General features: G+C 35.3%; 12 protein-coding genes. 2 read left to right on the top strand and 10 right to left on the bottom strand.

The genetic code is table 11. The features are described from left to right. Nucleotides 1–26: 26 nt before the first annotated feature. From uvrA to ACLMCG_RS00730, 4 genes are all read right to left on the bottom strand, one after another. A complete protein-coding gene (gene uvrA / locus ACLMCG_RS00745) occupies nt 27–2,858 on the bottom strand; it encodes an excinuclease ABC subunit UvrA (protein ID WP_413958409.1) in 2,832 nt (943 codons plus the stop codon). Nucleotides 2,859–3,158: 300 nt separating this feature from the next. Beyond that, complete coding sequence (locus tag ACLMCG_RS00740; protein ID WP_413958408.1) at nt 3,159–5,042, bottom strand: type VI secretion system baseplate subunit TssF; 1,884 nt, start codon at nt 5,040–5,042, stop codon at nt 3,159–3,161. 24 nt (nt 5,043–5,066) lie between these two features. Beyond that, the gene (locus tag ACLMCG_RS00735; RefSeq protein WP_047374475.1) at nt 5,067–5,507 is read right to left on the bottom strand and encodes a GPW/gp25 family protein; all 441 of its coding nucleotides are present in this window, start codon (nt 5,505–5,507) and stop codon (nt 5,067–5,069) included. Between the two features lie 160 nt (nt 5,508–5,667). After that, nucleotides 5,668–7,080 (bottom strand): APC family permease, encoded by a 1,413-nt coding sequence (locus tag ACLMCG_RS00730; protein ID WP_413958407.1) that lies wholly within the window; start codon nt 7,078–7,080, stop codon nt 5,668–5,670. A 142-nt stretch (nt 7,081–7,222) separates the two neighbouring features. Here ACLMCG_RS00730 and ACLMCG_RS00725 point away from each other — a divergent pair, with 142 nt between their 5' ends. Further along, a complete protein-coding gene (locus ACLMCG_RS00725) occupies nt 7,223–7,720 on the top strand; it encodes a DUF4920 domain-containing protein (protein ID WP_413958406.1) in 498 nt (165 codons plus the stop codon). 219 nt (nt 7,721–7,939) lie between these two features. Here ACLMCG_RS00725 and ACLMCG_RS00720 read toward each other — a convergent pair whose 3' ends face one another. Then, nucleotides 7,940–9,049, bottom strand: coding sequence for a M14 family zinc carboxypeptidase (locus ACLMCG_RS00720; protein WP_413958405.1), 1,110 nt, complete (start codon nt 9,047–9,049; stop codon nt 7,940–7,942). 960 nt (nt 9,050–10,009) lie between these two features. On the opposite strand from ACLMCG_RS00720, the gene ACLMCG_RS00715 reads away from it, so the two are divergent. Beyond that, nucleotides 10,010–10,546 (top strand): helix-turn-helix transcriptional regulator, encoded by a 537-nt coding sequence (locus ACLMCG_RS00715; protein WP_413958404.1) that lies wholly within the window; start codon nt 10,010–10,012, stop codon nt 10,544–10,546. Nucleotides 10,547–11,023: 477 nt separating this feature from the next. Here the strand turns inward: ACLMCG_RS00715 and ACLMCG_RS00710 are convergent, their stop codons facing one another. The 5 genes from ACLMCG_RS00710 to ACLMCG_RS00690 form a co-directional block, all read right to left on the bottom strand. Continuing rightward, nucleotides 11,024–12,190 carry a proline dehydrogenase family protein gene (locus tag ACLMCG_RS00710; protein WP_413958403.1) on the bottom strand — a complete coding sequence of 389 codons (1,167 nt, stop codon included), beginning with the start codon at nt 12,188–12,190 and terminating at the stop codon, nt 11,024–11,026. A gap of 63 nt (nt 12,191–12,253) precedes the next feature. Further along, nucleotides 12,254–13,183, bottom strand: a complete 930-nt coding sequence (locus ACLMCG_RS00705) for a UbiA family prenyltransferase (protein ID WP_413958402.1) — start codon at nt 13,181–13,183, stop codon at nt 12,254–12,256. A 10-nt stretch (nt 13,184–13,193) separates the two neighbouring features. Next, nucleotides 13,194–14,120 carry a mevalonate kinase gene (locus tag ACLMCG_RS00700; RefSeq protein WP_413958401.1) on the bottom strand — a complete coding sequence of 309 codons (927 nt, stop codon included), beginning with the start codon at nt 14,118–14,120 and terminating at the stop codon, nt 13,194–13,196. Nucleotides 14,121–14,254: 134 nt separating this feature from the next. Further along, the gene (locus tag ACLMCG_RS00695) at nt 14,255–16,333 is read right to left on the bottom strand and encodes a M12 family metallo-peptidase (protein ID WP_413958400.1); all 2,079 of its coding nucleotides are present in this window, start codon (nt 16,331–16,333) and stop codon (nt 14,255–14,257) included. A 264-nt stretch (nt 16,334–16,597) separates the two neighbouring features. Continuing rightward, entirely contained in the window at nt 16,598–18,088 is a 1,491-nt protein-coding gene (locus ACLMCG_RS00690; RefSeq protein ID WP_223600789.1) for an MFS transporter, read from the bottom strand. Nucleotides 18,089–18,302 lie beyond the last annotated feature (214 nt).

Genomic DNA, 18,302 nt, shown 5'->3' with positions numbered 1-18,302 from the left:
GTTTTCCGTAATATATATTTATAATTCTATTCCAATTCCCTCTTCAAAAACTTCCCCGTCAAACTTTTCTTGGATTTCACAATTTCTTCAGGAGTACCCTGTGCTACGATCTGTCCGCCATGCTTTCCTCCTTCTGGTCCAACGTCGATGATATGGTCTGCTAATTTGATTACATCCATATTATGTTCGATGATAATGAATGAATTTCCAAGTTCTACCAACTGATTGATGGCTTCCATCAGAATTTTTACATCTTCAAAATGAAGTCCTGTTGTTGGTTCATCAAGGATATAAAGGGTGTTTCCGGTTTGTCTTTTCGCTAATTCGGTTGCTAACTTGATACGCTGTGCTTCACCTCCTGAAAGGGTTGTTGACTGCTGTCCAAGGGTAATATACCCAAGACCTACATCCTGTAATGTTTTCACTTTAGCAAAAATCTTAGGAATCGGCTGGAAGAAGTCTACTGCTTCATCAATGGTCATATCCAGAACATCAGAGATTGATTTTCCTTTGTAACGGACTTCAAGGGTTTCTCTGTTGAAACGTTTTCCGTTACATGTTTCGCAATGTACATATACATCCGGAAGGAAATTCATTTCGATCACTTTCAATCCACCACCCTGGCAGGTTTCGCATCTTCCGCCTTTTACGTTGAAAGAGAATCTTCCCGGCTTGTAACCACGGATTTTACTTTCCGGAAGTTCAGCAAAAAGGTTTCTGATATCCGTAAACATTCCGGTATAAGTAGCAGGATTAGAACGTGGCGTTCTTCCGATTGGAGTCTGGTCAACGTCTACAATTTTATCAATATTCTCTAACCCTTCAATTTTTTTATAAGGCAAAGGTTCCTGAACTGCTCTGTAGAAATGTTTGTTAAGGATCGGATATAATGTTCCGTTAATCAAAGAGGATTTTCCGCTTCCTGAAATTCCGGTTACTACTACCAGTTTTCCAAGGGGAACATCAAGGGTTACATTTTTAAGGTTGTTTCCTGTAGCTCCTTTTAAAACAATATTTTTACCGCTTCCCGCTCTTCTTTCTTCAGGAATTGCAATTTTTCTTTTTCCATTGATGTATTGAGCAGTGATAGTATCTGCTTTCAACAAATCTTTCGGTTTTCCTTGCCATAGAATCTCTCCACCAAATTTTCCGGCTCTTGGACCAATATCCAATACCTCATCGGCTTCAAGAATCATGTCTTTGTCATGTTCTACCACCAATACAGAGTTTCCGATATCTCTAAGGTTTTTCAGGGAATGAATCAGTCTTTCGTTATCTCTCTGGTGAAGCCCGATACTCGGTTCATCAAGAATGTATAGTACATTGACCAACTGAGATCCAATTTGTGTCGCCAGACGGATTCTCTGTGATTCTCCTCCTGAAAGGGTTTTTGAACTTCTGCTCAAACTTAAATAATCCAATCCTACATCCAGCAAAAACTGAAGTCTGGTTTCAATTTCTTTTAAGATCTCATGAGCAATGATTTTATTTTTTTCTGAGAATTTATCTCTAACATCAGCTAACCAGTCTTTTAAGTCTGATAAGCTTAAACCATTGATCTCAGCAATATTTTTACCGTCAATTTTAAAACTTAAGCTTGAAGGCTGAAGACGTGTTCCATGACATTCCGGGCAGGTTTCTTCTGTTGTGAAGTGTCTTTCCAGCAAAATGGCTTCATAAGATTCTCTTTCCTCAATAATTTCTTCCATGAAAGCAATCAGACCGTCTAAGCCAATCTTAATTTTCTTGGTAATTCCGGCGTATTTCAGGTCTTTATTGAATTCTTTATGACATCCGTTGTAGATATAATCCAATGCTTCTTCAGGAATATCCTGCAAAGGCGTTGTTAATCCCAGTCCGAAAATCTCAAGAATATTTTTAATCTGGGAAAGAATCCATTTGTTTGATTTGATATCTTCCAATGGCAATAATCCTCCCTGATTGATGGATAGTTTTGGATTATCAATAAAGTAATCGGTATTGATCTTTTTAATGGTTCCCAACCCTTTACAGTTCGGGCAGCTTCCTTTCGGAGAGTTGAATGAAAAAGTATTCGGTTCCGGCAGCGCCAGAGAATGCCCTGTTTCTGCATCCATCAGGTTTTTGGAAAAGTATTCGATGTCTTTACTTCCCAATTTCTGAATTCCAATAATTCCTTCCCCCATTTCCATCGCAGTACGCAATGATTTTTCCATTCTACCTTCTGAAGCATTCTCCCCGATAATCCAACGATCGATAACGATGTCAATATCGTGGGTTTTATAACGGTCAAGCTTTAAATCATATTCAATATCCTGCAATTCGCCATCAATTCTTGCCTGTCCGTAGCCTTTTTTAGCCATCTGTACAAAAAGTTCATGATAATGCCCTTTTCTGGAACGCACGACTGGTGCCAAAAGCATGATTTTCTCTTTTTTATAATTTTCTTTGATGGTATCCAGAATCTGATCTTCTGTATAGCTTACCAATTTTTGTCCGGTAGACAAAGAGTACGCATCCGAAACTCTTGCATACAAAAGACGAAGAAAATCGTAGAGCTCTGTTACAGTTCCTACGGTAGAACGCGGGTTTTTATTGGTTGTTTTCTGCTCGATCGCAATAACGGGTGAAAGTCCTTCAATTTTATCTACATCAGGACGCTCCAATCCACCTAAAAACTGACGTGCATAGGCTGAGAATGTTTCGATATAACGACGCTGACCTTCAGCAAAAATAGTGTCGAAAGCCAATGAGGATTTTCCACTTCCGGAAAGGCCTGTAATAACGACCAATTCGTTGCGTGGAATTTTAACATTAATATTTTTAAGGTTGTGTTCACGTGCTCCGTAAACTTCTATATATTCTGTTGATTTGCTCATAATTCGGAGTGACTTTGCCTGAAAATCACAACGTGCAAAAATACGAAATTTTATAGACTTTTTTTGAATATAAAATGTATAAAAATTTCATAAATTCATAGAGGTTTGTATAGTAATGTTGTGAGGTGGTAATATAGATTTTGGCTAAAGCCTAATGAATATATTCTTTTTGTTAAACGGGCTAAAGCCCGTTCCTATTGAATGCTTTGGTTAGCGCAGATTTTCAATGCAGCAAAATAAAAAATGCCGTATTAACAACGGCATTTATATTTTAAACTGATTTTAATTTTCTTTAAAGATTTACATATCCTGAAAATCGACATCTTCATTGTTTATTCTTACCACATATTCAATCCCGTCAATGGCTTTGGCGATGATCTGATTTCTGATAATATTGGCCATGTTTTCCCAATAGGCTCTTCCATAGAAAGAATAGTTCTGCGGAATAATTTCTACCTCAACGGTTCTTACAAAACCTTCTTTAGGTTTGTTGCTGATCATGGTTCCTCTTCTTACTCTCACTTCTCTTACCTCATCTTTCAGAATCATACGGCAATAATTTTTGACATCTTCTAAAGAAATGATCTTATCTCTTGTTGTAAGTGCATATTTATAAGCCTGGATACTGTCTGTTCCCTTCTGTTCTTCAGCACCACCCAATGTTTCGGTAAGCAATACAACGGTTTGCGACTTCAACTGGTTGGATAGTTCAGTTCCCGGACGCATGTGATTGGCCAAAGTACAATGCGTAACCCAGAAAGAAGCATAGGTATGATCGGTTTTTTCTACCGGTTCCATGATAACATAATTCAGTTCCTGTCTGATATTCCTTTTGGCATTGTTTACTTTCTGCACCATGGTTTTCATTTTATCGGACATTTCGCTGAGAACTCCTTTTACGTTATCTCTGTTCAAAAGGGAAAATGCTGCAATTTCGTCTCTTGTCAATTCAAGAACATTGGCAATCATATCAACTGCATTTCTGCTTGTGAAGCGTTCCATTCCTCCTTTTCTTACAGTGTATAAACCTTTTTTAAGATCATCTGCAGGTGTAAAAGGGATTTCTGTGTACTTTCTTCCATCACCGTCCTGTACCTCATCTACATAAAGGAAATGTTCGCCTTCATCAGTTACCAAAGGAATATTATTTCCCATGATATCAAGACTGTATTCTGTTTTTTTCCAACCTCTGTTGTAGATCGGGAAAGCATTCAGCACAAACGAGAAGTTATCAAGGATTTCCGCTGAAAACTGCGGCGGGAATTCAAAAGTAAGCCACAGGAAACTTTTATTATCCAGGAATTTTGTAATTTCTTCTTTTCCTGCTAAGAAATCAAGATTCTGAGGAAGCTGTCCGGGTTCTGAGAACAGGCTTTGGGAAATTCCAGTTACTTCAATAAATTTATGGCGGTAAATACTTTTAATATCATTAATCACTTTATTTCTGATGGACTGCTCTTTGAACATCTGTTCGTAACCGTCCGTATGATTTTCTGTAAGATAGCTTAATCCTTCTCTTACAAATAAAGGACTTCCATTGCTGGACACTGAAATGTACGGCAATAGTTTATAGACAAAATCAAGGTGTTCAAAAGCCGGATTGGAGCAGAATATGCTCAGGTATTTAGGAAAGTTTTCACTTATATATTTGCTTACATCTACTCCTATTGTGATTTTTCTGTAATCTTCAGGTTTTCCCTGAAATCTTGCAATAGGAATTTTATTAAATCGGTCATCTATGCTGTAGCAGGTATTTCCTACAAACATAACAGAGGTATGAACTTTATTGATCCTTACATTTCCTACCGGTGTAAAAGGGATATTCAGCTGCTTATCGGATTCTGATTTTACTGTGGAAGTCATCTGTTTACGGAAGAAAAACTCCGTATGTTCCAATAAAACCTCCGATGAATCATAAGGCTGTGTAAAAGCCACTGAATGAGCAGGAATAGGATGTGTGTAAATGGATGGTGTAAGAAGTTTTGCCAGTTTTTCCAATATACGGGCATTTACCGTCTGTATTTCATTATTCGCTTTAAAAACTTCTGTACTGAATGCATCTATCAACAGTTTTACAAAAGGATCTAAAGACTGCGGACTTCTTAATCCCCATACTTTAGTTGCATTCTGAAGCATTCTTGCTTTTACAGATTCTTTGGAATAAATATTCTGATCTAAATTCATAATTTTCTTTCGCTGTTAAAAATATTAATCAATAGACATCGGGCTTAGAAACAATTCTGTTGAAAAACTGAAACGTTCTCCTGTTTCCTCCATTTTTGCATTGATGGCAATTCTTACTTTCTTTTTAATTTCGGTGTGTTCTTTAGTATCGTAGCTGTGCTCTACAAATTGTATATGGGCATCGATCTGAGGGCTTACAATTCTTGGTTCATATTCCTGAATTTGTCTTCTGAGGCTTTTGACAAAAACGTTTTCCCAGATGGCACTTGTCACTCCGTTGTCGAATTCAAGGTTCCAAACATCGTTTCCATAGTTTTCATCATATCTGTTCTCCCCTTTTTTTGTGGTGATCAGCAGCATAATATTGTGAGCAATACTTTCCCCCATATCGCAGGTATCGATACTTCCGCCTTCGGTCATTAAAGTAGACGGTACGAAAGGCATTCTGTAATTTGGTGTATCCATAACTTATAGTTTTTACTTCATGGTCCCGCTTATTTAAAAACGGAATACCAAAATACGCATTTTCACCAAATAATTGTTATAATACCTTAAAATATTATTCAAAAAGAAGGGCCTTCAAACTGAATTGAAAGCCCTGAATCTATTATATCTTTTATTTTATTTAAGCGTCTACCTTTTTCCGGTTGATAAAATAATATACCGGAAGTCCCAGCAATACCAGTACAAAGCCCGGCCATGTGTACTGCTGTTTGTAAATTAACAGTAAAATACAGAAACATGTTCCTATGATAAGGTAAATAACAGGTGTTACCGGATAAAGCCATGTCTTATAAGGTCTTTCCAGTTCCGGCTGTTTCATTCTTAAATAAATAACTCCAAAAACAGTAATCATATAGAACAGAACGATTACGAAAGAGATCATATCCAATAAATTCCCGTACTGTCCGCTCAGACACAGAATTGAAGCCCAAACTCCCTGCATCCATAAAGCATTTTCAGGAACTTCATTTTTATTGTTTTTGACTGCCGACTTGAAGAACATTCCGTCTTTTGCCATCGTCTGAAAAACTCTCGCTCCTGCCAGAATCAATCCGTTATTACATCCAAATGTAGAAATCATTACCAATAAAGCAATGATAATGGTTCCTGCACTTCCAAAAATATTCTGAGATGCAGCAACCGCTACCCTGTCATTGGCTGCAAATGCAATTCCGTCTCTGTCCAGGGCATTCAAGTACACATAGTTGACTGCTATATAAAGGATCATTACAGCAGATGTGCCATAAATCATCGATTTTACTACATTTTTTTTAGGGTTTTCAATCTCCCCGGAAACAAAGGTCACACTTTCCCAGGCAACAGAACTGAAAACAGAACCTACCATGGCAGCTGCAATTCCACCCAGCAAAGTCATTCCTCCAATCGGTTCCCATCCTTCTTTAAGGAAATTACCACTCAAATCTTTTTTAAGGTTATTAAAAGAATCTGTTCCCCAGCTAAAGTTTTCTGATAAATGGGAAATATCTACTAATATAAATCCGGCTGCTATTAAGCCTAATAATGCAATAATTTTAGAACCCGTGAAGATATTCTGAAGGATTTTACCACTCTCTACCCCTCTGGTATTAATATAAGTAAGCAAAACAATAACAGCAATCGCAAGAATCTGTATCCAGGTGATTTTAAACTCACCACTTTGAAAAATTGGAGCAGCATCGTTAAGTGAAGGAATAAGGTAAGCAGTAAATTTACCAAAAGCCATTGCTACTGCAGCAATCGTTCCGGTTTGTATTACGGTGAACAATCCCCAGCCATAAAGGAACCCCATCCTTTTTCCGAAAATTTCTTTCAGATAGGTATATTGTCCGCCGGCTTTCGGAAAGAGTGCAGAGAGCTCTCCATAACTTATAGCTGCTGCTACGGTCATCACTCCAGTGATAACCCACACCACAATCAGCCAAAACCCTGATCCCAGGTTTCGTGTCATATCAGCACTTACAATAAAGATCCCGCTTCCGATCATAGAACCCATCACCAGCATAATGGCGTCCCATAGTTTCAGTTTTTTTTGCATAGTCAAGTATAGGCGTCAAATATAATCAAATCTGTCTTTGATTTTGAATTTTATTGAAAAATCCTTGAAACAGCTGTTTTTTATCATTTTTAAATCGGTTATGATTCAATATTAATTAGTATTTTTGGGAAAAATATTAAACATGAAATTTAAAGCAATATTATTTGCAGCAGCTCTAACAGCTTCTTCATTAGCATTTGCTCAATCTGGTCCACCGGAAGGAAAAGCTTTGATTGGTGATACTTATGGAGATCAGGTAGCCCCATCCGCTGAATCTAAAGCGATCACAGTAGATAAATTGAATAAACAGCTTAAAAAAGACAATAAAAAAGTTGAAAATGTAGCTGTTAAAGGAAAAGTAACTGATGTTTGTGATAAAAAAGGATGCTGGCTTACCATTCAGACTGAGGACAATTCTAAGTTTTTTGTAAAAATGAAAGACTATGCCTTCTTTGTTCCTACAGCTTTAAAGGGTAAAAACGTGGTATTGGAAGGTAACGCAGAAAGAAAAGTAACTTCTGTGAATGAGCAGAAACATTATGCTGAAGATGCTAAAAAGCCGCAAGCTGAAATTGATGCGATTACTCAGCCTAAAGAAGAAATCAGGTTTGTAGCTAATGGAATTAAAGTAATTAACTAAACTTTATATTCTGAAATTAAGTTTTGGCTAAAGCCGGATGAATCTTTATTTAATGTAAATGGGCTAAAGCCCATTCCTATTGAATAGATATGTGCAATCTGAATATTATCTTAATTTCACAAAAGATAGAAAATAATAAAAAACGTTCTCAAAATATTTTGAGAACGTTTTTTATTAGATGATATTAATCTGATGATTTTATTTACTCAATTTTTTGATTTAGTCTTCAATTTTAAAATCCACTACAGAATCCAGTTTCGGATATTTAGTGGCGGAAATAAATTTCTTTCCGGTACAGTCTATTTCCAGCCAGCCTTTTCTCTTCTTCACGTCTCCGGCCTCCATTACAAAAGGAATAAAAGAGATTTCATCTTTCCCCTCTTCTTTGACCTCTCTGTACTGAACTGCTATATCCAAAATACATTCATGGTCTGTATTCAACCTTACATTTCTGTAAACGATATCATAATGCGTTTCCTGATTTTCAGGGATATCCAGATAAGTTTCCCAGCCTGTAATATCAGAGTTCAGCTCACTAATTGCCTTTAGTGCATAATAAAGAGCGATAGTATAATATTTTCTCGTTCCTTTTCTGGTATAATCATCTACAAAGTGTCCGCCTTCAAATAAGATCGTAGGCATTCCGGCTTTGATGAAATTATCACCTGTGGAAGTAGGATAAAATTCGTCAGAATATCTTCCGATCTGGTTCGGGATCATCTCCTTCAAGTGGTTGTATACACTTGCAATCACTGCCATGCATTTTTTTCTGTTTTCTGTAACAGTCCGTTCTACATTTTCTGAAGGTGCCAGGAAGGAAAGCGTAGCGGGATGAATACCGTCAGTGGTAAATATGGTTCTCTGCTCATGAAGGTTTAATGCATAATCATATTTCTTTGAAGCCACAGCATGTTTCAGAAACTTAATCTCTTTACTGGCCTCGTTATGAAAATCTCTGTTCAGATCAATATCAGCAGCATTTAGTCTTGTCCATCTTTCAGATCCATCCGGATTCAGCATGAATATAAAATCAAGCTGTATTTTGCTGAACAGTTCTGCTTTCATTTCAGGTGCCTTATCAAGGCTCACTAAAAGATCCAACATCGCATGGGTAGCGTTGGATTCATTTCCGTGCATTTGTGACCAGGCTAGTACCTGAATCTTTCCTGTTCCTATAGTTAACCGATAAATAGGCTTATCCAAATACGATGTTCCGATCTCCTTAATATAATCGCTGAGATTCGTCTGTAGATAAGAAAATAATTTTTCAGGGGAAATATAGCGATTTGAGAAATCGGGTGTCTGAGAATAGATCTGTTCAAAATTCATCTTGAGAAATAATTTACAAGAATCAAATTTAACCATTTTTAGGCAAAAACTTAAATTAACATTTGTAAAAATAGTAAAAATGCAAAAATTTACATTTGACACATGTTTTTAAAATAATTTACAAGTATTAAATACTGCTGTTTTTATTCAATAAACAATAATTAACATCTGTAATACTATCAAACAGTCTCTAATGACATATTGTCTGTTGATAAAATTGTGGATTGCGAATAATTTAATTCAATATATTTAAAATACATTAAATCAACAAGTTATAAAGTTTATCTAAATTACATTTAGAATATTACTTGAAGTGTAAAAAAGGCTTTTTTAGCTTCTTTGAGGAGTATTTTATCAAACATAATTATTGTGGAAAACTCTGCCGTTTATCTTATTATACAAATGTAAATAGTTCAAAAAATTAGAAATCTTCTCTGGAATTCTAATTAATTTATATTTCTGAGCGTTAATTAACAGACAATAAAAATAGTTGTTTAGAATAGGTTCAATTTTTCTTTAATATGGTGTTATATCGGCTTAAATTAAGGTATTTACATTAGTAATTTACTACTGTAATACCCTTAATATAGCTATTATATCGTTTAAAATGGACATTTATCAGCATCTTGACTCCCGAAGGAGTAATTCGGTCGATTAGTTATGTAAACAGTAAAAAGGATTCATTTTAAGGGACTAAATCACCTTTTAAAATCTAATAATTTACATTTATAAACATTTAATATAAGTAAAATATAGTACTTGAATGCTCATATAGAATTTCCCCCGGAAGATTAATAATATATTAAATACAATTGTAATTTATTTGTAATATATTGATTTAAAATACTTTGTCACCATGTTACAAATGTATATAGATAATAATTTCAATTATTTACATTTGTATTTTGCATTTGTAAATTATATAAGTTACATTTGTAAAATAATTAAAGGCTTATTTTTATGAGTTTAAATGAAAGAATTTCCAAAATTATAGAGTATTCTAATCTTACTCCTTCTGAGTTTGCTGATGAGATTGATGTGCAGCGTTCGTCCATTTCGCATATCACGTCAGGAAGAAACAAACCGTCTCTTGAATTTATCATAAAAATAAAATCCCGTTTCCCGGAACTTCTGTGGGATTGGTTGGTTACGGGTGAAGGTGAAATGCTGAAATCCCAGCTACCCGAATCTGAAATTAACGAAGAACATACCGAAGAGGAGAAAATAAAACCGACTCCACTACCCGATCTTTTTACGATGATGAATGACGATGATGAATTCGGAAGTGATGAAACAGAGATGGAAGCCTCCACATCAAGTGCTGGAGAATCGTTTATACCAGCCCAGAATAAAGCTCCGGAAAAAATATCCGATTCTCAGCGATTAGAAAATTCCAGTGATCAAATATTAGGACAAATACTTGGTAATCAGACTAATAAGATAAAACGTATTGTTTTGTTCTATGAAAACGGAAAATTTGAGAGCTTTGAGCCTTAAAAATAAAAACCTGATCAAAGAAAATGATCAGGTTAAAAAATATTTGAAGAAGAAAACTAAAGCTATTGCTTTATTTTGTTTTTTGAAATGAGATGGATATCCAGTGATAGAATTTTTATCTTCTTATGATTATCTATCCCACAAATATGTTTTTATAATTTTGGCTGTTTATAAGGATAATACTTTGCTTATGTATTTTGAGAAATTCTGTTAAAGAACAGTATCCTGATGGTAAATGAAAACATTTTCATGCATTGGTTTTTTATGGCTCTATCAAATATAAAAATTAAAAATCAAATCAGCAATGAAAATCATATTATTTTAACATATAATTAATGTAAACAATAATTATATCGATTATTATTAATTTGATTAAAAGTCTACTTCTTCAGGGATAACTGAGCTTCTGTATTGAAGTTGATTGCATAAAAAAGCCTGCAAATCTGCAGGCCTGATAGGTATAGTAAAGCAATACTATTATTTCTTTCTTCTTTCCAGTTCTTTTTTGATAAGTCCCAGCTCTCTTCCTGTTTGTCCGGCTACAGAAGTGTTTTCTCTGGCTCTTCTGGTCAGGTATGGTACAACATCCTTTACAGGTCCATATGGAAGATATTTAGCCACATTATAGCCTTTATCAGACAAATAGAAGGTAATATTATCACTCATCCCGTAAAGCTGCCCAAAATAAACGTGTGGGTTGTCAGTGTCCAAAGATTTCGCTTTCATTTTATCCATAATCAGCTCTGAAGAGATTTCGTTATGGGTTCCGAAGAAGGCAGAAACTTTATCCAGATGATTCATAACAAAGTCGATTCCTGCATTGTAGTTCTTATCTGAAGCATCTTTGCTTGGCTGGATAGGATCTGCATATCCCTTTTCTGCTGCTCTGGCTCTTTCTTTTTCCATATAAGCACCACGAACAATTTTGTACCCGATAAAGTAATTTTTCTCTCTTGCTCTCTGAAGATTAGCTTCCATATATTCCAGCCTTCCTGTTCTGTACATCTGGATGGTATTCCAAACGATAGGTTTTTGCTGGTTATACTTCTCCATCATTTCTTCACAAAGATGGTCTGCTGCATCCTGCATCCAGGTTTCTTCAGCATCTACCATTACTTTTTTATCATTTTCGTGGCAAAGACTGCATACTTCATCAAATCTTTTTACCACTCTTTCCCATTCTTCTTTCTGGCTGGTAGTAAGCTCCGCTCCTTTTCCAACGGCTTCATAAAGATCAATTCTTCCAAAAGCTGTAGGTTTGAATACGATAAAAGGGATGGCCGGATTTCCCACTGAGAATCTAACAATATCCTTAATTTCTTTGCAAACCGCATCAAAAGTTTCTTCATCTTCTTTCCCTTCAATAGAGTAATCGAAGATACTTCCAACTCCTCTTTTGAACAGCTGTTTTACAGCCTTCATACTTTCTTCACGCGTTTCACCACCGCAGAACTGCTCAAATAAGGTATTTTTTACAATTCCGTTAACGAAAGGAAAATTGTTGTGTACTGTAAAATTCAGGATAGATGTTCCAAGGCTTGTAAGAGCGGGCTGTTCAATCATTTTAAACATCCAGTAAGCCTTTCTCAATTGTGCATCAGACTTGTCTGCAAATGCAACTTTAGTATCATTAAAAATGGGCATTCCTATTTATTAAATTTAGTTATGCAAAGGTAATAATAACCTCAGTTTATTTAAAGATTTTTTTTATAATTTATGCTCTATTCCGTTTAAAAGCATTGCAATAATTCCTACGAAAACCCAGAACCGTAATATATTCAAAGTAAAGAAGTTACTTCTCCGGGAATCATTGATGAGAAGATAAATACATAATATCATGATAAAAAGTCCTCCGGCAAAATAATAGGCCATGAATCCGGTAACGCCTGTTTTTGTAATAAGTTTCATAGAAACGGCCATGGTAACCATGAGTAAAGACGTCAGGATAAGTTTTGTATTTCTGCTTTTAAAATAATTAGGAATTGTAGTATATCCAAATGTTTTGTCCACACTTCTGGTAAGGGTATCTTTCACAATATCAATGCAAAGTAAAATAAGGAAAAGAAAAACTGCCATCAGGAATACCTTTTTTGAAAAGGTTTCGTAGTACACCATCATTCCAAAGAACGGATACAGGGTAAGGCTGACAAAGGTAAGATTATTTACAATGAGTATTCTGCTCAATTTGTGACTATAAAACCACATAAAGAACTGATAAACTACAAAAAAAACAAAGACATTATGGGAAATCATCCACGCCACTCCTAAAGAAATAGCGCTGAGTGCGAGATAAGCGTATAGAAAATATTTCTGCTTGATAAAACTCTGAACCCTTGTTCTGAAAGGTTTTACAATATGGTCTTTCTCCAGATCATAAAACTGATTGATGATGCCACCGGCGAGAATGGTTAGAACTGTACAGAAAATAATACCATGTACTTTGAAATCAAAGACAAATTTTCTGAAAGATTCATCCTGATTGAACAGGAAAAAAGTGGAAACATAAAGGGCAAATGTTAGCAGAGCTGCTACAAAAAAACGCGCTCCAAGCAAAAAGCCCACGAATTGTGAAAATCTGTACAGTAAAGATTTTGATATATAATTTTTAGATTGGAAAGTTTCTTTTTCAGAATTCATTCCAACCTGTTTAAAATCTGTAAATCACTTCTTTTTGGAAGCCTTCAAGCATTTTTTCTGCTTTTGCATAGTCTTTTGTGAACCCTAGGATATAGCCGCCTCCACCGCTTCCGCAGAGTTTCAGATAATAAGCGTTAGAATCCAGACCTTTTTTCCAGATATTAAAAATACTTTCAGGAATCATTGGACGGAAATGTTCATACGCCCAGTGAGAAAGTTTTTTCAGATTTCTGAAGAAAGGATTCATATCTTTTTTAAGGAAAGATTCAATACATGCGTTGTTGTAACGGATAAATTCTTCTTTCAGGGTTTTACGGAAACCTTCAGTCTTCATTTTTTCAAAGAAGATCTGAATCATAGGACCTGTTTCGCCTGTTATCCCGGAATCAATAAGGAAAATAGCTCCTTTTCCTTCTTCTCCTTCCGGAATATTTACCCTGTCTAAATTTTCTTTATTTTCGATAAGGATTGGCAGATTCATGTAACAGATCAAAGGATCCATTCCTGAACTTTTTCCATGGAAATAGCTTTCCATTTCACCGAAAATAGCTTTTAATTTTTTAAGATTATCTTTTGAGATATTCTCAGGATTGAGTTTGCTGATTGAATATTTTTCAAAAATAGCAGCAACCAAAGCTCCGGAACTTCCCACTCCATATCCCTGAGGAATATTGGAATCAAAGAAAAGTCCGTTAGAAATATCATTTTTGAAGCTCTCGATATCTAATTTAAAATCATCGGAAAGATCAAGTGCTGTAAGAAATTCAGAATATTTCTGCAGATGCCTGTTGGAGTTCAATTCAAATTCTGAACTCAAATCTGAAAATTTTAAAGTTCCTTTATAGAAGCTGTAGGGTACTACAAGTCCCTGGGAATCTTCAATCATTCCGTATTCTCCAAACAGGATTATTTTTGCATAAAATAAAGGGTTGGTCATATTGACAATAAATCTTTTTGCAAAGTTAAAAATTATTCCGCTGAATATAAGCAAAACTCAGGCCGAATTTTTTCTATATAAATATATGAAAAAAGCCTGATATTATCAGGCTTTTACAAAGTTTTATTTAAAAATTACTGTTTGATCAGCTTTTTATTAATGGTCTGCTTCTCTGTTTCTACAGTAATCACATAGTTTCCTGTCTGAATTGAGGAAAGGTTTATTTCCTGTTTATTGCCTTTTAAAGAAGAATCGGAAGCAACCAGCCTTCCTGCTTCATCATAGATTTTATATCCCTTTAATCTTTCTTTTGAAGAGAGAATTATTATATTTTTGGCAGGATTCGGATAAATATCTATTGAATTATTTTTGATATTGATATCTTCTACTGCTAAGACACTACAAGAGAAGTTCACATTCCAGCCGTTTCCTGTAACGGCTCCATCTGAAACAAATCTTACGGTTATAGCACCTGAAGGATCTGTTGATGTAAACGGACCGGGTACAGTACTTCCACTCAGATTATTTCCATTGGCGAATAATGGTGAAGCTGTAGAAGGGCCATTATACACATACATAAAATCATAGCCCTGTTCAAGATCGAATGCTGTAAATGTCATTGTCATAGATGAGCCGGGAGTAGGATAAAATGTTTTTACAAGGTCTTCATTATCTTTATATTGCCCGGTGGAACCTCCCGTGTCCAAAAACTGAGTTCCATCACACCATGCTCCGTCCGTCAGAAAAAGTTTTGATAACTGGAATGCATTTGGCCCGCTGCAATCTGTTCCTACACTTAGTCTGTAATAAGATGCCGGTTGTAGATTTGAAAAATTAAAAGACTGTGTATTAACATTTCCTGAAGATACTGCCGCTCCGTTTGCTGTTGTAAGCTTATATTTCCATGCTGTTGAAAGAGCGTCTGTAAAAGTGGCGTTTGCAGAAGTCTGTGTGATATTGTTAATGTTAAAATTCGTGATGGACGTAGGGCAAGAAGCGGTACAGTTGGTACCAAGGCATCCTTTTGAATCTATTATATTTCTGATCAATGTTCCAGGCTGTACACCAAAACCATTCGCAAAATTAATCCCTACGCTGCTTACCAAATGGCAGTAACTCATAATAGTTCCTCCGCCTGCAGCAGGAAGTGCAGCCGTGCAACCTTCGTTATTTCCTGAAGCAGGTCCGCAGCCATCAATAGCTGTATTATTTCCGTTCCAGAAGCATGCGTGGGTATGCGGTGAACCTAAATTATGCCCAAGTTCATGCGTCATAGCTTCTATATTCCATGAATAGGTTGGCACATTTTGATAGGTGAAATTTGTACCACAATAAGAATATCTGTAATCAGTACATAATGAATTTACATAGGCGATACTTGTTGTAGCGGGGTTTCTTAATAATTGTGCCACATCCCCGTTAAAAGAGGTTCTGGTGGTTCTAAACTGATTCAGAATTGTGCTTGGTGAGCCTGCATAAGGATCAGTGGTTGTCCAAACAAAAACTTCACTTAAAGCCACATTAATATTCTCATTTGCATACAGTGTTGAAACATTATTATGCATAGCAGTTACCCAATTGGTTGTAGTTGTGGTATTACTTCCATTTTGGGTATAAGGGCCGAAACCTGCTTCATAGTACATTCTTACGCAGTTGTCTGTTTTCTTTTTGCTGGTATTATTAGGGTTGAAAACCGGTCTCTGAACCTGATTTTCTTTCAATCCGTCTACATCACAGGCAAATGGATTAGATCCTGTTAATTTAGAATCCGAGTAACTTACAAAATCTTCAGAATTTTTAGCTTTTCCTACAACTATATTTCCTAATTCAAGGGTAGAAGCAACTCCTACAATATCGTTATTGAAGAAACTAAAGGCCACGATAGAAGCATTATCCCCTTTCACAATTCCCTGATAATACACTCCTGGTGTATACTGTACTTCTATCCCTTTATCTGTAACTACTTTAAAATCGTTGGTTAAGATCTGATGTCTGTACATTTCAACAGTGATTTGTCTGCCTCCATCAAAGGGAAAAGAGATTTCAAGAAAATCAGGTTTATCTTGGATTAATCTTTTTAATTCTGCAGGCTTCAAAGACATCACCGTAATATCTGTTGCTGCTTTTTTGTATTCAGCTATTTTATCTGCAGATTTATCTATCTCAAATAAGGCATAGGTTTTAAGTTCTGATTTTCGATTATGAAATTCCAAAACTTTTTGAGCAACAGGTTTTAAATTTTGAGAAAAACAAAGAATAAAACACTGCAAAAAACAAATTAATAGAAGCTTTTTCATGATTTTGATAATTTTTATCGTTTTTTTACAAATAAACAAAAAAAATCAAAACATAGTGAAAAAACATAGCTATATACTAGTATTAATGGCAATTCTATAAATAAATCAAATCAATTAATCAAATAAATGTTTTTTATTCTTTAAAATAAAAAAAGACGTTAAAAATAACGTCTTTCAATTTTATAATGTTTCTCTGTCGGTTCTCATTTTAACCTTCAGGAATCGTATTAAAACCAATCCTGCTGCAAAGAATAGAGTCATGGATAATGCTGCGATACGCATATTATTGAAATACTCGATCAATGTTGCAAAGATGAATGTTCCAATGATGATGGCAATTTTCTCCAATACGTCATAGAAACTGAAATACGTTGTATTTTCCATTGAATTTTCCGGAAGCAGTTTTGAATATGTAGATCTGGACATCGCCTGAAGCCCCCCCATTACCAAACCGACTACTGCAGCTACTCCATAAAATTGATATTCTACTGTTGGACTTTCTTTCTTCAGGAAGTAAGCCCATATACAAGCAGCTATCCATAATATGATTGCAATGGAAATAACATTCCTGTTTCCGATTCTTTTTGATAGTCTTGAGAAAATAATAGCCCCAATAATAGCTTCAATCTGAATTACCAGAAGTGTTCCGATAAGTTTATCCTGAGCCAGATTGATCTCACTTTTTCCGAATAAAGTTGCCATAAGGAAGATCGTCTGCATTCCCACACTGTAAAAGAAGAAACTTGACAAAAAGAACTTCAGGTTTCTGTCTTTGAAAAGATCTCTTCCTACTTTAAAGAGTTCATGAAAACTTTCTTTAGCAATATCTTTATAGAAACTCATATTATCTTTTAATACTTCAAAAAAACCTCCCTGTTCTTCATGTTTTTTGAAAATATTTTTATAGTTCAGTAATACAAGATCTTTAGGAAGTTTATCTTTTACATCTCCAAACTGTGGAAGATGTTTGAATGTATATTGAGAAAAACCAAACCACCAAGCTCCTGTAAGCAAGAAACTGATTCTTGTAAATAATAACTGCTGTGCAGCCCCTTTAGCAAAAACCTGAATCAGCAGCAAGCAGATTACAACTAAAACTACAGATCCAATATATCCGTATACATATCCTCTGGAAGAAAGTGCATCCTGCCTGTCCGGTGTTGCAATATCCGGAAGGAAGGAGTTATAAAACACCAGACTCCCCCAAAAGCCGACACTTGCCGTGATACTGAAGAGAAGCCCCAGAAATACGTTATGCATTCCTGTAAACATGGCTAATCCCATACATGATGTAGCTCCTAAATAACAAAAGAACTGTAAGAAGGATTTTTTGTTTCCGATTGTATCGGCCAAGGAAGATAAAAACGGTGAAAGCAATACAACAATAAGGAAAGATATCGTTAATGAATATCCGTACACCGTATCCGGTTTGTATTCTTCTCCAAAAATTTTGATCATATGTCTTACCGGGACATCAATCCATGTTTTGGTTTCTGCTACGTATTCCTTTTTCTCATACGCTGTGGTAAGTATGGAATAATAAATGGGGAAAATAGTAGAGGTAATCACCAGGGAATACACGGAGTTTGCCCAGTCATATACAGCCCAGGCTTTCATAATCTTCGGATTATTCTTTATGTTTTTAGGCTGTCGATTCTCAGTTTCAGACATTTCAAATATATATTAGTAGCACAAAAATAAAAAAACCATTAACAAATGGATAAGTTTTTAAAAAAATTATCGATTCCTTAATGGTAATATATTCTTAAACAGAATATTAGATATTGATAAATGTATTTTATTGTTGAGTTACTATTATTTTTATGGTGCCAGTTATGAACAAATCGGCTAAAATCAGCATATTTAATATCCTGTGGATCTTAAT

This window comes from Chryseobacterium sp. S90, from assembly GCF_047444895.1.
GTDB lineage: Bacteria > Bacteroidota > Bacteroidia > Flavobacteriales > Weeksellaceae > Chryseobacterium.
Note: the sequence above shows the minus strand (reverse complement) of the source record. Positions and strands in the feature narration are given on the sequence as shown.